This is a genomic window from Streptomyces sp. NPDC023723 (genome assembly GCF_040639815.1).
In the GTDB taxonomy this organism is placed as follows: Bacteria; Actinomycetota; Actinomycetes; order Streptomycetales; family Streptomycetaceae; genus Streptomyces.
In genome coordinates this window covers 19,083-32,569 of sequence record NZ_JBFAAP010000002.1, presented here as the reverse complement: position 1 = coordinate 32,569, position 13,487 = coordinate 19,083, and the positions used below count along the sequence as shown (strand labels likewise).

Genomic DNA, 13,487 nt, shown 5'->3' with positions numbered 1-13,487 from the left:
GTACGGCATGGTGATCGTCTTCGCGCTGGTCGCGCTGGTGGTGGCGGGCGTCCTGGTGGCGGCCAACTGGTACGTGTGGCGGCGGCTGTTCCGCGACACGACCCGGCACCCGGGCGGCGTGCGCCGGGCCGGCGCGGTACTGATCGCGGGCGGCTGGCTGCTGGCCGTCGGCGCGCTGGTCGCCGAGCGCACCGGCGCGCCCTTCTGGCTCCAGCGCACCCTGGGCTGGCCGGGCTTCCTGTGGATGGCGCTCTCGATCTACCTGCTGCTGGGGGTCCTGGCCGGGGAGGCGGTACGGCCGCTGCTGCGGCGGTACCTGGAGCGGCGGGCGGCCGCCCCGGCCGCGGCGGAGCCGGCGACTGCCGTGCCGGTCGGCTCGGAACGGGCCGGGAACGCGGCCGGAAGCCCTGCCGGGCCGGCCGTCGCGCAGCCCGCTGAAACCACCCCGCAGTCCGCCGCACCCGCCCCGGAGTCCGCTGCTGCCCCGGATTCCACTGAGCCCGCTCCCGAGGCCCCGCCCCTCGCGGCCCCCTCGCGGCGGCTCTTCGTCTCCCGGGTGGTCGGCGGGGCCGCCGCCGCGGTGGCCGTCGGGACGGTGGGGTACGGGACGTACGGGGTGCTGCGCGGCCCGAGGGTGCAGCGGGTCACCGTGCCGCTGGCCAAGCTGCCGCGCGCCGCGCACGGCTTCCGGATCGCCGTGGTCAGCGACATCCACCTCGGCCCGGTGCTGGGCCGGGGCTTCGCGCAGAAGGTGGTCGACACGGTCAACGGCACCCAGCCCGACCTGATCGCCGTGGTCGGCGACCTGGTCGACGGCAGCGTCAAGGACCTCGGCCCGGCCGCCGCGCCGCTGGCCCGGCTCAGCGCCCGGCACGGCACGTACTTCGTTACCGGCAACCACGAGTACTTCTCCGGCGCCGAACAGTGGGTGGCCGAGGTGCGCCGGCTGGGCCTGCTGCCCCTGGAGAACGCCCGTACCGAACTGCCCCACTTCGACCTGGCCGGCGTCAACGACATCAGCGGCGAGAGCGAGGGCCAGGGCCCCGACTACGACCGCGCGCTCGGCGACCGCGACCGGGCCCGCGCCTGTGTGCTGCTCGCCCACCAGCCGGTGATGATCCACGACGCCGTCGACCACGGCGTCGACCTCCAGCTCTCCGGCCACACCCACGGCGGCCAGCTCTGGCCCGGCCCCCTGCTCGCCGCGGCCGCCAACCCGACCGTCGCGGGCCTGGAGCGCTACGGCGACACCCAGCTCTACGTCAGCCGGGGCGCCGGCGCCTGGGGCCCGCCCACCCGGGTGGGCGCCCCGTCGGACGTCACGGTGATCGAGCTGGCGTCCCGCCAGGCGTGACGCAGCCGACGTCCCGGCCCCGCCCCGGGACCGGACCGGCGTCACGCCGGGCGGTCCGGCGGCGGCGACGTCCGGGCGGGCAGCACGACCGTCACCGTCAGGCCCTCGCCCGGCGCGGTCCGTACGCTCACCTCGCCGCCGTGCGCCCGCACCGCGCCCTGCACGATCGCCAGCCCCAGGCCGCTGCCCGCGCCGCCGCCCGCCCGGAAGAACCGGTCGAAGACCCGCGCCGCGTCCTGGGCCGCGAGTCCCGGCCCCTGGTCCTCGACCGACAGCAGCACGCTCCCGTCCAGCGCCACCGCGGCGAGCCGCACCGGCACGTCCGCCGGCGTGTGCACCCGTACGTTCGCCACCAGGTTGCCCACCACCTGCCGCAGGCCGGACTCGTCGGCCCGCACCACCGGTTCCCCCTCGGCGGCCACCGTGACCGGCCGGTCCGGCTGCTGGGCGCGCAGGTCCTCGGCCGCGTCGCGCAGCAGCCGGCCGACGTCGACCCGGCGCAGCCGCAGCTCGGGGCGCTGGTCGAGACGGGCCAGGGTGAGCAGTTCGTCGACCAGCCGGCCCATCCGGTCGGCCTCCGCCAGCACCCGTTCCCAGGCCCGCTTCCGCTCGGCCGGCTCGCGCAGCATGCCCTTGTCGTAGAGCTGGAGGTAGCCGCGTATCGCGGCCAGCGGGGTGCGCAGTTCGTGCGAGGCGTCGGCGACGAAGCGGCGCAGCTGGGCGGTGCTCCGCTCGCGGGTGCGGTACGCCGACTCCACCTGGTGCAGCATCGAGTTCAGCGCGAGCCGCAGTTGCTCCACCTCCGCGGTGGCCTCCCGGCTGGAGGGCACCCGCCGGGTCAGGTCCCCCTCGGCGATCGCCGACGAGGTCTCCACCATGTCCTCCAGCGGCCGCATCCGGCGCCGCACGCTCATCATCGTCAGCCAGGCCAGCAGCGCCAGCAGCAGCGTGCCGACGCCCAGGTCGAGTTTGAGGCCCTTGGCGACGCCGGTGTGCAGCGCGTCGGTGGAGGTGGCGATCAGGATGAACGTGCCGTCGGAGAGCCGGGCCGCGGTGACCCGGTAGGCGGTGCCGTGCACGGTGATGTCGCGCGGCTCGGGGTCGGCGGCCAGCTCCGCCGGACCGCGCACCGCGGCGGCCAGCGCCCGCTGGCTGCCGCTCGGCCCGTACCCGGCGAGCGGCAGCGGCCGGCCCCGGCGGTCGGCCGCGGCGATGACGTTGTCCGGCGCCCGGTCCCGGGCGTCGCCGTTCAGGAACCGGTCCCGGACCAGCGCCACCGCGCCCAGCGCGTCGAGCTGCTCCATGGTGAGCGGCGAGCCGTCCAGCGACTGCCGGGTGCGGGCCAGTTCGGCGTCGATCTGGTCGGTCAGGTAGTGCCGCATGCCGACCAGGCTGACGGCGGTGGCCACCACCACGCCGATGGCCAGCAGCGCCACGTTGGCCACCGTCAGTTTCGCCCGCAGCGACGGGATGCCCCGGGTCCGGCGGCCGAGCGGCAGGGACCGCAGCGCCCTCACGCGAGCCCGTACCCGACGCCCCGCCGGGTGGTGATCAGCGGCGGCCCCAGCGCGTCCAGCTTGCGCCGCAGATAGCTGACGTACGTCTCCACCACCGTCGACTCGGACGGCGCGTGCTCGTACTGCCAGACGTGCCGCAGCAGTTGCTCCTTGGGCACGATCCGGCCGCCGTTGCGCACCAGGAACCGCAACAGCGCGTACTCGGTCGGGGTCAGCTCGACCGAGCGGGTGCCGCGCCGGACCGTGTACGTCGTCTCGTCCAGCTCCAGGTCGCGGTAGGTGAGCGGCGGCCGCTGCGGCAGCACGTCGGCGGGGCGCACCCGGCGCAGTACCGCCTGGACGCGGGCGACCACCTCGTCGATGTTGAACGGCTTGGTGATGTAGTCGTCGCCGAACCCGAGCGCGCCGACTATCTCGGCGGGCGCGTCCCGCGCGGTCAGGAAGACCACGCCCAACTCCGGTCGCCGCGCGCGCAGTTCCCTGCCCAGCGCCCGGCCGTCGCCGTCCGGGAGCATCACGTCGAGCAGCGCCGCGTCCGGCGCGGTGGTGTCGGTGAGCGTGCGGGCCTCGCGGACCGTGCCCGCGCACATCACCCCGAAGCCGTGGAAGCGCAGGGCGATGGCGAGCACGTCCGCGATGCTCGGTTCGTCCTCCACCACCAGCACGGTGCCGGGTCCGGTCGTCATGCCCCCAGTATCGGCGCGGGCACTGACATCGGGGGAGGGCCGCCGCTTTGGAGTTCCTTGAGAGTCATGCGGAGCCGGTGTCCGCGCGGGCCCGCCCCCGCCGATGCTGAGGCGCAGGACCTGGGGGACCGACCGACGTTTCCTGCGATCGAGGAGTTTGCGCGTGGCGGCATTGGCGCGGTGGTGCTACCGGCATCGGCTGGTGGTCCTGTTGTTGTGGTTGGGGGCACTGTTCGGACTCGGGGCGGGAGGGACGGCCGCGGGCTCCGACTACGCGAACGTCTTCTCGCTCCCGGACACGGACTCCAAGCGGGCCTTCGACCTGATGGAGAAGGCGTTCCCGGAGAGTTCCGGCGACACCGACACGGTGGTGTGGAAGGTCGACGAGGGCTCGGTGCGGGACGCCGGCGTACGGTCCCGGATCGAACCGGCGCTGGCGGAGATCGGGCGGCTGGCCGGGGTCGGCGCGGTCAGCAGCCCCTACGCGGACGCCGGCGCGGCGCAGGTGAGCCGGGACGGGCGGATCGCCTACGCCCAGGTCACCTTCACCGAGCAGGCCAACTCGGTGGACCTGGCGGTGATCGAGGACGTGGTGGACACCGCGCGGGGCGCCGAGCGCGCCGGGCTGACGGTGGAGCTGGGCGGGCAGGCCATCGCCCGCACCCAGGAGCCGCCGATGGGCACCGCCGAACTCGTCGGCATCGCGGCGGCGGCCGTCATCCTGTTCCTGGCCTTCGGGTCGGTGTTCGCGATGCTGCTGCCACTGGTCACCGCGGTCGCCGGGGTCGGCGGCGGCATGATGTCCACGACGCTGCTCAGCCACGTCACCGACGTGCCCGAAGTGGCCCCGCTGCTCGGCACGCTGATCGGCCTCGGCGTCGGCATCGACTACGCCCTGTTCATCGTCACCCGGCACCGGCGCGGCATCCTGCGCGGCCTGGCACCCGAGGAGGCGGCCGTGACCGCCCTCAACACCTCCGGGCGCGCGGTGCTGTTCGCGGGCGGCACGGTGTGCATCGCGCTGGCCGGGATGCTGGTGATGAACATGCGGTTCCTGGACGGCGTGGTCATCGCCACCTCGCTGACCGTGGTGCTGAGCGTGCTGGCCGCCGTCACCCTGCTGCCCGCGCTGCTCGGCTTCCTCGGCACCCGGGTGCTCAGCCGCCGCCAGCGGCGCCGGCTGGCCGCGACCGGACCGGAGCCGAAGGAGTCGGCCGGGCTCGCGGCGCGCTGGTCGGCGTACGTCCAGCGGCGCCCCCGCTCGACCGCCGCGGTGGCCGTCGTGGTGATGGCGATCCTCGCGATCCCCGTCTTCTCGCTCCGGCTCGGCGCCAGCGACCAGGGCAACCAGCCCGCGTCCACCACCACCCGGCAGGCGTACGACCTGCTCGCCGAGGGCTTCGGCCCCGGCTTCAACGGCCCGCTCCAGGTGGTCGTGGACGGCGGTGACGCCACCGGTCTGATCCGGGCGATCGAGGCCACCGAGGGCGTCGCCCAGGTGGCCGCCGTACCGCCCGCGAACGGCGTTTCCGTCATCCATGTGGTGCCGACCACCGCACCGCAGTCCGCGGCGACCGACCGGCTGATCGACCGGCTGCGCGACGACGTGATCCCGGAGTCGGGCACGGACGCGTACGTGGGCGGGGTGACGGCCGTCTTCAAGGACTTCGCCTCCGTCACCGGGGAGCGGCTGCCGTACTTCGTCGCGACCATCATCGCGCTGGGCTTCCTGCTGCTCCTGGTCGCCTTCCGCTCGCTGGTGGTACCGCTGACGGCCGCGCTGATGAACCTGGTGGCCGCCGCCGCGTCGTTCGGCGTGCTGGTGGCGGTCTTCCAGTGGGGCTGGGGCGCGGAGGCGCTCGGCTTCGGCAAGGAGGGGCCGATCACCTCGTTCCTGCCGGTCATCATGTTGTCGCTGCTGTTCGGGCTGTCGATGGACTACCAGGTCTTCCTGGTGAGCCGGATGCACGAGGAATGGGTGCACACCAGGGACAACGCCCGCGCGGTGCGGGTCGGCCTGGCCGAGACCAGCCGGGTCATCAACTGCGCCGCGCTCATCATGATCAGCGTGTTCGCGGCGTTCGTGCTCAGCGGCGACACGGAGGGCGCGATGGCGGGCATCGGCCTGGCGGCGGCGGTCGCGCTGGACGCGTTCATCCTGCGCACCGCGCTGGTGCCGGCCGCGATGCATCTGCTGGGCCGGTCCAACTGGTGGCTGCCGGCCGGGCTGGACAAGCGGCTGCCGCACCTGGCGGTGGAACCGGCCGAGGAGCCGCCGGCGGCCCAGGACGGCCCGGCCTCGGCCGTCCACGGCTTCGTCCGCACCGCCGAGGGCGACCCGGTCGAGGGCGCGTCCGTCACCCTGCTGTCGTCGTCCGGCGGCCGTCAGCTCGACCGCGTCACGGCCCTGGCCGACGGCTCGTACATCGTCTCCGTCCCGGCGCCGGGCACGTATCTGCTGGCCACCACCGCACCCGCGTACGGCTCCCGGGCCGCGCACGTCGAGGTGGCCGACGGCCCGCTGGCGTACGACGTGGAGCTGGCCGAACACGAGGTGGACGCGGTCAACTGACCTCGTCCGACGGGCGGCGCTGCCTCTTCCGCAGCGGATCGGGCAGCGCCGTCGTCATCCCCGGCAGGAAGTCCGTGAACAGCTCGTGCACCTCGCGCACCAGCGGCCGCAGCACCCGGAACCGGGCCAGCGACACGCCCCGCGCGGTGAGCCGCGCCCCCCGCTCGGCCAGCCGGTAACTCCGCTCCCGCCCCTCGGTCCGGTCGAAGATCCAGTACAGCACCAGCCCCATCTGGGAGAGCCACATCAGCTCGGGCAGGACGTCCCGGAGCTCCTCCGGCACTTTGGTCCGGGCCCCGGCCAGCACCGCGCGGTGCACGCTGATCGCCTCCACGCGCGCGTGCTCCGACTCCGGGGAGAACGGGCTGAGCGGGCTGTCCGGGTCGGCGGCGTTCTTGAAGAACTGCACCGCGAACTCGTGGTACGGCGTCGCGATGTCCAGCCACACCCGCAGGACGCCCGCCAGCCGCGCCTCCAGCTCGGTCTCCCGGGCCAGCACCTCCCGGACCGCCACCTGGTGCTCGGCGGCGATCCGGTCGTAGAAGCCCTGGATGAGGTATTCCTTGCCCGCGAAGTAGTAGTAGGCGTTCCCGACGGAGACCCCGGCCTCCTGGGCGATGGCCCGCATGGTGGTCTTGTCGTACCCGCGCTCCTGGAACAGCCGCATCGCCGTCTCCAGGATCAGGGCGCGGGTCTGCTCGGACTTGCTGAGGTGGGCCCCGTCGTCGGGGCCGTCGTTCTTCGCGGGCACGAGCGCAGCCTAGCCAGTGGCGCAGGCGCCGCCGGCACAGCCCGGCGCGCGGTAGGTCCAGCCGGCCCCCGGGTCGTACGTCCAGCCGTCCGCCCGGCGGTACCCCTGGCCGCCCCACCGCGAGCCCCGCCACTTGGCGGCGGCCAGCACCGCGCCCTTGGCCGCCCGGGCCCCCGCGGGCGTACTGAGCCGGTGCGCGAGCGGCCGGTGCTCGCGCAGCGCCCACAGCACGACGATCCAGGCGGCGGCGCCCCGGTAGACCTGCCCGGCGTCCCCGACGACGGTGATCTCGTCGAGGGCGGCGGCGTGGTCGAGGTCCGGGAACCGCCGCCGGGCCTCGGCCGACCCGGCGGGCACCGGCTCCAGCGCCACCAGCCGGGGCCGGCGCAGCAGCCAGTCCCGGACGTGGACGCACAGCCCGCACTCGGCGTCGTAGAGGACGGTCAGCCGCCGTACCGGGGTCACGGGTACGGCGGCCTGCTCGGCCGGCACCGGCTCAGCGCCCCACGGTCGGCGCGATCCAGCCCTGCGGCGGCACCGGCGGCACCTGCTCGCGCTCCATCACCCCGCGCCGCCGGATGCGGTTGAGCACGTACACGTTCCCCAGGTGCATCACGCCGAGCACCAGCAGCACCACGCCCAGCTTGGTCGACAGCGCCTCGAAGATCTGGCGGGTGTCGGTGATGGTCTCGTCACCGCTGAGGTAGAGGGCGACGAAGCCCAGGTTGACGAGGTAGAAGCCGACCACCAGGAGGTGGTTGACGGCGTCGGCGAGCTTCTCGTCGCCGTGCAGTACGTCGGCGAGGAAGATCCGTCCGTTGTGGCTGAGCGTGCGGGCCACCCAGACGGTCAGCCCGACGCTGACGGCCAGGTAGATGACGTAGGCGATGACGGTGCGGTCCATGCCCCACCCCTTCTTGAACGCGTTCAAAACTCTGACGGGTATGACTCTAGCCCCGCTTTTGAACGTGTTCAACTGAAGGGTGGAGTGGTCCGCGTCACCCGCGCCGGGCGAGCTGTGGCCGCTTGCGGTAGTCGGTGAGCCCCACGACATTCCCCCAGGGGTCGGCGAACTCCACCGTCCACCCGGTCGCACTGGAGAACGGCCCGTCGTACGCCTCGATCCCGGCGTCCGTGAGCACCCGCGCGGCGGCCTTCGCGTCCGGCACCTCCAGCCAGACCCGGGCCGAGGGCCAGGGCGGCGGCCGGTGCCCGAACCCCTCCTCGTGCCGCAGCGCGATCCCGGGCGTCTCCTTCCCGGCCTTCAGCAGCGCGATCCCGCCCTCGTCGAACCGGAACCCGACCTCGAACCCGGCCCGCTGGTAGAACTCCACCGCCTCGCCGAGATCCCCGACCGGCAGCAGCACATTGTCGAACCCGAGCAGCTCGTACGACTGGTCATCTGACATGGCGTCAGGGTAGGGCGATCATCACCCGGGAGAGCTGATTGTCATCCCTGCTCGGGCGCGCTCTTCGGCCGTCCGGCGGCAAGGACCTCGGCGACGTCGAGGGTGACCTCGGCGCCGATGGAGTGGGGGAGGGCGACGACCTCGCCGGGGGCGTGGACGCGGTGCGTGCCGTAGTCGTCCGCTGCCGGGTCGGTGAGGACATGGAGGCGCTGGTACTCGCGGTCGACGATGACGTAGACCGGGACCTTGGCCTTGGCGTAGGCGGCGACCTTGGTCCGCAAGTCGGCGCGGAAGTTGCTGGAGGTCACCTCCACGACCAGCCGGAAGCAGACCGGGTCGTAGCAGTTGTCCTCGATGTAGTGCTCGTCGAGATCGGCGTCGACCACGGCGAGGTCCGGGATCACGTAGTCCTCGGTACCGGTGGGGAGCCAGACGCCGACGCCTTGCAGCACTTCCGTGGGCCCGTCGTCCAGCCCGACCGCGATGAAAGGACGCATGAGTTTGGTGAGGGCGCGCGCGTGCGGGCCGTCCGGCGGCGGGGACACGAGGAGCTGGCCTCCGATGATCTCGACGCGGTAGCCCGGATTGCGCTCCATGAGACGGTTCGCTTCCGTGGTCAGCGGACGCTCGTCGTAGGACCGCCAGATGGGTGCTGCGGTCATCACATGCCTCCCGTGGGCTGGTGTCGAGAGCATCATCGTAGGCCGGGAGGCGCCCCGCGGCAGTACGAGCGGCGTTCACCCAAACGTGCGGCATATGCCGAGGGGCCCCGTCTCCTCCACGGAAACGGGGCCCCTCGGTCAGACGTGTGCGTACCTCAGAAGCGGCGCGTGATGAGCGCCCGCTTCACCTCCGCGATCGCCTTGGTGACCTCGATGCCGCGCGGGCAGGCGTCCGTGCAGTTGAAGGTCGTGCGGCAGCGCCAGACGCCGTCGCGGTCGTTGAGGATCTCCAGCCGCTGCTCGCCGGCCTCGTCGCGCGAGTCGAAGATGAAGCGGTGGGCGTTGACGATCGCGGCCGGGCCGAAGTACTGGCCGTCGTTCCAGAACACCGGGCACGAGGACGTGCAGGCGGCGCACAGGATGCACTTGGTCGTGTCGTCGAAGCGCTCGCGGTCCTCGGCGGACTGGAGCCGCTCGCGGGTCGGCTCGTTGGTGTCCTTCGTGATCAGGAAGGGCATCACGTCCCGGTACGCCTGGAAGAACGGGTCCATGTCGACGACCAGGTCCTTCAGCACGGTGAGGCCCTTGATGGCCTCGACCGTGATCGGCTTCTCCGGATTGATGTCCTTGATCAGCGTCTTGCAGGCGAGGCGGTTCTTGCCGTTGATCCGCATCGCGTCGGACCCGCAGATGCCGTGCGCGCAGGAGCGGCGGAAGGTGAGCGTGCCGTCCTGTTCCCACTTGATCTTGTGGAGGGCGTCCAGGACGCGCTCCTTGGGGTCCATCTCCAGCTGGAAGTCTTCCCAGACCGCCTCGGCCGAGACCTCCGGGTTGAACCGGCGGATGCGGACCGTGACGGTGATGTAGGGGGAGTCGGCGAAACCGGGCTCGGGCGAGCCGGCCGCGTCCGCCTTGTCCAGAACAGGGGTAGCCATCAGTACTTACGCTCCATCGGCTGGTAGCGGGTCTGGACGACCGGCTTGTAGTCGAGACGGATGGACTCGGTGCCGTCGCCGCCGACCTCGCGGTACGCCATGGTGTGGCGCATGAAGTTCACGTCGTCGCGGTTCGGATAGTCCTCGCGGTAGTGACCGCCGCGCGACTCCTTGCGGGCCAGCGCGGAGACGGCCATCACCTCGGCCAGGTCGAGCAGGTTGCCCAGCTCGACGGCCTCCAGGAGGTCGGTGTTGAACCGCTTGCCCTTGTCCTGGATCGAGACGTTCTTGTAGCGGGCGCGCAGCTCGGCGATCTTCTCCACCGCCGTCTTGATGGTCTGCTCGGTGCGGAACACCATCACGTTGGCGTCCATCGTCTCCTGCAGCTCGTTGCGCAGCACCGCCACCCGCTCGTTGCCGGTGGAGGTGCGCAGCCGCTCGATCTGCTCGACGACCAGGGACTCGGGGCTCTCCGGCAGCTCGACGTAGTCCGCCGAGTGCGCGTACTCGGCCGCCGCGATGCCGGCCCGCTTGCCGAAGACGTTGATGTCCAGGAGCGAGTTGGTGCCCAGGCGGTTGGCGCCGTGCACGGAGACGCAGGCCACCTCGCCGGCCGCGTACAGGCCCGGCACCACGGTGGTGTTGTCGGCCAGCACCTCACCCGCGACGTTGGTCGGGATGCCGCCCATCGCGTAGTGCGCGGTGGGCTGGATCGGGATCGGGTCCGTGTACGGCTCGATACCGAGGTAGGTGCGGGCGAACTCGGTGATGTCGGGCAGCTTGGCGTCCAGCTGCTCCGGCGGGAGGTGGGTGAGGTCCAGGTAGACGTGGTCGCCCTCGGGACCGCAGCCGCGGCCCTCCCGGATCTCCGTGTAGATGGAGCGGGAGACGACGTCCCGGGACGCCAGGTCCTTCATGACGGGCGCGTACTTCTCCATGAAGCGCTCGCCGTCCTTGTTGCGCAGGATGCCGCCCTCGCCGCGGGCACCCTCGGTGAGCAGGATGCCCATCCGCCAGATGCCGGTCGGGTGGAACTGGAAGAACTCCATGTCCTCCAGCGGCAGCCCGCGCCGGTAGCAGGCCGCCTGGCCGTCGCCGGTGAGGGTGTGCGCGTTGGACGTCACCTTGAAGAACTTGCCGGTGCCGCCGGACGCGTAGATCACGGACTTGGCGTGGAAGACGTGGATCTCGCCGGTGGCCAGCTCGTAGGCGACCACACCGGCGGACTTCTTGACCCCGTCGGCCTCGACCATGAGCTGGTCCAGGACGTAGAACTCGTTGAAGAACTCCACGCCCTCCTTGACGCAGTTCTGGTACAGCGTCTGGAGGATCATGTGGCCGGTGCGGTCGGCCGCGTAGCAGGACCGGCGGACCGGGGCCTCGCCGTGGTTGCGGGAGTGCCCGCCGAACCGGCGCTGGTCGATCGTCCCGTTCGGCGTCCGGTTGAACGGCAGGCCCATCTTCTCCAGGTCGAGGACGGAGTCGATGGCCTCCTTCGCCAGGATCTCGGCGGCGTCCTGGTCGACCAGGTAGTCACCGCCCTTGACCGTGTCGAAGGTGTGCCACTCCCAGTTGTCCTCCTCCACGTTGGCCAGCGCGGCGGCCATGCCGCCCTGCGCGGCGCCGGTGTGGGACCGGGTGGGGTAGAGCTTCGTCAGCACGGCGGTGCGGCTGCGCTTGGTCGACTCGATGGCCGCGCGCATGCCGGCGCCACCGGCGCCGACGATGACGGTGTCGTACTTGTGTACCTTCATGATTCGCAGCCCCGTGCCTAGCGGATGTTCGGGTCGAAGGTGAAGATCACCAGCGTGCCCAGCAGAATGGTGAACACCGTGGCGGTGTAGAGCAGGCCCTTGAGCCACAGGCGGGTGTTCGGCCGCTCCGCGTAGTCGTTGATGACCGTGCGCAGGCCGTTGGCGCCGTGCAGCATCGCCAGCCACAGCATCAGCAGGTCCCAGACCTGCCAGAACGGGGACGCCCAGCGGCCCGCCACGAAGGCGAAGCCGATCTTGGAGACGCCGCCGTCGAGCACCAGCTGGATCAGCAGGTGGCCGAGGACCAGGACGACCAGCACCACGCCGGACAGCCGCATGAAGAGCCAGCCGTACATCTCGAAGTTGCCCCGGGTGGACTTCGGGGACTTCTTGGTGCGCTTGCGCGGGGGCTCGATGAGCGGCGCCGGGTTGTCGACCGTGTAGACGGACGAGCCCTCGACGGGGCCCACTCCGGAGGCGGTGGAGTCAGTAACAGACATGCGCGTCAGCTCCCGAACAGTTCACGGGTGGCGTGGCCGAGGACGGGGTACAGGGCCCCGATCATCAGCACCAGCCACACGACGACGACGGACCAGAGCATCTGCTTCTGGTAGCGAGCGCCCTTGACCCAGAAGTCGACGGCGATGACGCGCAGACCGTTGAGCGCGTGGAAGAGGATGGCGGCCACGAGGCCGTACTCCAGCAGCGCGACGATAGGTGACTTGTACGTGGCCACGACCTTGTCGTAGGCCTCGGGGGAGACACGCACGAGAGCGGTGTCCAGTACGTGTACGAACAGGAAGAAGAAAATGAGGACGCCGGTGACTCGGTGAGCCACCCAGGACCACATTCCTTCCCGGCCGCGGTACAGCGTTCCAGCCGGCACGGAAGTTTCCTCCGGGAGCGGGGATTGGGGCCGCGCCGGCTTCTCTGTCGGTCGGGCCCGGCCGGGTACGGTCCACCGGCCCCCAGCATCGTAGCCAGCCGTCCGCGCGGTGCTTACAGCGGGCCTACCGGTGTGATCAAAGTTGCACGCAACGGAGTACCGCGGGCGGTTACCGACGGTTCCGGGGCGGGGGGCTTGCCCGGTTTGCCGGATGCGGGTCGCCGGTGGCCGGTCACGCCGCCCCGCGCGCCCCCAGGGCGTGCCGCAACCGTTGCCTCGCCAGCCGCCGGAGTTCCTCCGCCGTGGTCACCCGTTCGTCCTCGGGATCGTTCGCCAATCGTGACCGGATGGCGGTCAGGACGTGGTCCAGGCATTCGCCCTCGGGGATTCCGTCGAGACAGATGACGAACACGTGTCCGAAGCGGGACTCGTAGGCGGCATGGGCCGCGCGCAGGGCGGTGCCGGCCGCCGCGTACGTGCCCGTGGGGAGCGCGGGCAGGGATTCCGCCGCCAGGGCCTCGGTCAGGTCCTGCGGGATCAGGTCGTACGACGCCTCGTCGGCGGCCGCCAGCAGGGCGGGGACGTCGGGGTACGGGCGGTGGGCGGCGAGGCGGTGGGCCCAGCGGGCGCTGTGCAGGCAGGTGAGGAGGGTGTGGACGGCGTCCTCGGGGCTCGCGGTGTTGAAGAAATGCAGCGGGGCCGCGGTGGCTCGGGTTTGGGCCGGCACGGGTATGGCCACCCGGCCGGGGAGATCTGGAAGACGGTGCGCAGGCAGCGTGGGTCCTTGTGCGTCACGTGTGTGTCGGCAGGGGCTTGTGCGAGTTGTGTGGCGTCACGTTAGCGAGTGAGGGCATGACATGTCCGAGCGATGCCTGAATTTCACCCGAACGGGAGAGTTTCAGAACGAGTGGTGGACGTCTCCCGTCGTTACCGGACACCGTTCCGCCACCGGCCGTAGGTT

At 71.8% G+C, this 13,487-nt stretch carries 14 protein-coding genes; 2 read left to right on the top strand and 12 right to left on the bottom strand.

Going from position 1 to position 13,487, the window contains the following annotated elements:
* The first annotated feature begins 7 nt into the window (after positions 1-7).
* On the top strand, positions 8-1,354 hold the full coding sequence (locus tag AB0G32_RS02925) for a metallophosphoesterase (protein ID WP_361157256.1): 1,347 nt from the start codon (positions 8-10) through the stop codon (positions 1,352-1,354).
* A gap of 41 nt (positions 1,355-1,395) precedes the next feature.
* Here AB0G32_RS02925 and AB0G32_RS02920 read toward each other — a convergent pair whose 3' ends face one another.
* On the bottom strand, positions 1,396-2,862 hold the full coding sequence (locus AB0G32_RS02920; protein ID WP_361158205.1) for a HAMP domain-containing sensor histidine kinase: 1,467 nt from the start codon (positions 2,860-2,862) through the stop codon (positions 1,396-1,398).
* 5 nt (positions 2,863-2,867) lie between these two features.
* Complete coding sequence (locus tag AB0G32_RS02915; protein ID WP_361157253.1) at positions 2,868-3,557, bottom strand: response regulator transcription factor; 690 nt, start codon at positions 3,555-3,557, stop codon at positions 2,868-2,870.
* Between the two features lie 172 nt (positions 3,558-3,729).
* Here AB0G32_RS02915 and AB0G32_RS02910 point away from each other — a divergent pair, with 172 nt between their 5' ends.
* A complete protein-coding gene (locus AB0G32_RS02910; protein WP_361158202.1) occupies positions 3,730-6,129 on the top strand; it encodes an MMPL family transporter in 2,400 nt (799 codons plus the stop codon).
* Here AB0G32_RS02910 and AB0G32_RS02905 read toward each other — a convergent pair.
* The 10 genes from AB0G32_RS02905 to AB0G32_RS02860 form a co-directional block, all read right to left on the bottom strand.
* The gene (locus AB0G32_RS02905) at positions 6,122-6,880 is read right to left on the bottom strand and encodes a TetR family transcriptional regulator (protein WP_361157250.1); all 759 of its coding nucleotides are present in this window, start codon (positions 6,878-6,880) and stop codon (positions 6,122-6,124) included. The two genes, AB0G32_RS02910 and AB0G32_RS02905, sit on opposite strands and share 8 nt — an antisense overlap.
* Positions 6,881-6,889: 9 nt before the next feature.
* Positions 6,890-7,372, bottom strand: coding sequence for a DCC1-like thiol-disulfide oxidoreductase family protein (locus AB0G32_RS02900; RefSeq protein ID WP_361157247.1), 483 nt, complete (start codon positions 7,370-7,372; stop codon positions 6,890-6,892).
* Positions 7,373-7,376: 4 nt separating this feature from the next.
* Positions 7,377-7,784: a hypothetical protein gene (locus AB0G32_RS02895; RefSeq protein ID WP_361157244.1), complete on the bottom strand. Its 408-nt coding sequence runs from the start codon at positions 7,782-7,784 to the stop codon at positions 7,377-7,379.
* Positions 7,785-7,878: 94 nt separating this feature from the next.
* The gene (locus AB0G32_RS02890) at positions 7,879-8,289 is read right to left on the bottom strand and encodes a VOC family protein (RefSeq protein ID WP_361157241.1); all 411 of its coding nucleotides are present in this window, start codon (positions 8,287-8,289) and stop codon (positions 7,879-7,881) included.
* A 41-nt stretch (positions 8,290-8,330) separates the two neighbouring features.
* Complete coding sequence (locus AB0G32_RS02885; protein ID WP_361157238.1) at positions 8,331-8,951, bottom strand: Uma2 family endonuclease; 621 nt, start codon at positions 8,949-8,951, stop codon at positions 8,331-8,333.
* Between the two features lie 155 nt (positions 8,952-9,106).
* Positions 9,107-9,886, bottom strand: a complete 780-nt coding sequence (locus AB0G32_RS02880; protein WP_361157235.1) for a succinate dehydrogenase iron-sulfur subunit — start codon at positions 9,884-9,886, stop codon at positions 9,107-9,109.
* Complete coding sequence (gene sdhA / locus AB0G32_RS02875; RefSeq protein WP_361157232.1) at positions 9,886-11,640, bottom strand: succinate dehydrogenase flavoprotein subunit; 1,755 nt, start codon at positions 11,638-11,640, stop codon at positions 9,886-9,888. Before sdhA ends, AB0G32_RS02880 begins: the two co-directional genes overlap by 1 nt.
* 17 nt (positions 11,641-11,657) lie before the next feature.
* Complete coding sequence (locus tag AB0G32_RS02870; RefSeq protein WP_361157229.1) at positions 11,658-12,140, bottom strand: succinate dehydrogenase hydrophobic membrane anchor subunit; 483 nt, start codon at positions 12,138-12,140, stop codon at positions 11,658-11,660.
* 5 nt (positions 12,141-12,145) lie between these two features.
* Positions 12,146-12,526 carry a succinate dehydrogenase, cytochrome b556 subunit gene (gene sdhC / locus AB0G32_RS02865; RefSeq protein ID WP_361157227.1) on the bottom strand — a complete coding sequence of 127 codons (381 nt, stop codon included), beginning with the start codon at positions 12,524-12,526 and terminating at the stop codon, positions 12,146-12,148.
* Between the two features lie 232 nt (positions 12,527-12,758).
* The gene (locus AB0G32_RS02860) at positions 12,759-13,253 is read right to left on the bottom strand and encodes a 2-oxo-4-hydroxy-4-carboxy-5-ureidoimidazoline decarboxylase (protein WP_361157224.1); all 495 of its coding nucleotides are present in this window, start codon (positions 13,251-13,253) and stop codon (positions 12,759-12,761) included.
* Between the last annotated feature and the right edge of the window lie 234 nt (positions 13,254-13,487).

Excerpts from the sequence above, each read along its gene's own strand:
- AB0G32_RS02925 (WP_361157256.1), top strand. The coding sequence starts at position 8 with ATGGTGATCGTCTTCGCGCTGGTCGCGCTGGTGGTGGCGGGCGTCCTG.
- AB0G32_RS02915 (WP_361157253.1), bottom strand. The coding sequence starts at position 3,557 with ATGACGACCGGACCCGGCACCGTGCTGGTGGTGGAGGACGAACCGAGC.
- AB0G32_RS02895 (WP_361157244.1), bottom strand. The coding sequence starts at position 7,784 with ATGGACCGCACCGTCATCGCCTACGTCATCTACCTGGCCGTCAGCGTC.
- AB0G32_RS02890 (WP_361157241.1), bottom strand. The coding sequence starts at position 8,289 with ATGTCAGATGACCAGTCGTACGAGCTGCTCGGGTTCGACAATGTGCTG.
- AB0G32_RS02885 (WP_361157238.1), bottom strand. The coding sequence starts at position 8,951 with ATGACCGCAGCACCCATCTGGCGGTCCTACGACGAGCGTCCGCTGACC.
- AB0G32_RS02880 (WP_361157235.1), bottom strand. The coding sequence starts at position 9,886 with ATGGCTACCCCTGTTCTGGACAAGGCGGACGCGGCCGGCTCGCCCGAG.
- sdhA (WP_361157232.1), bottom strand. The coding sequence starts at position 11,640 with ATGAAGGTACACAAGTACGACACCGTCATCGTCGGCGCCGGTGGCGCC.
- AB0G32_RS02870 (WP_361157229.1), bottom strand. The coding sequence starts at position 12,140 with ATGTCTGTTACTGACTCCACCGCCTCCGGAGTGGGCCCCGTCGAGGGC.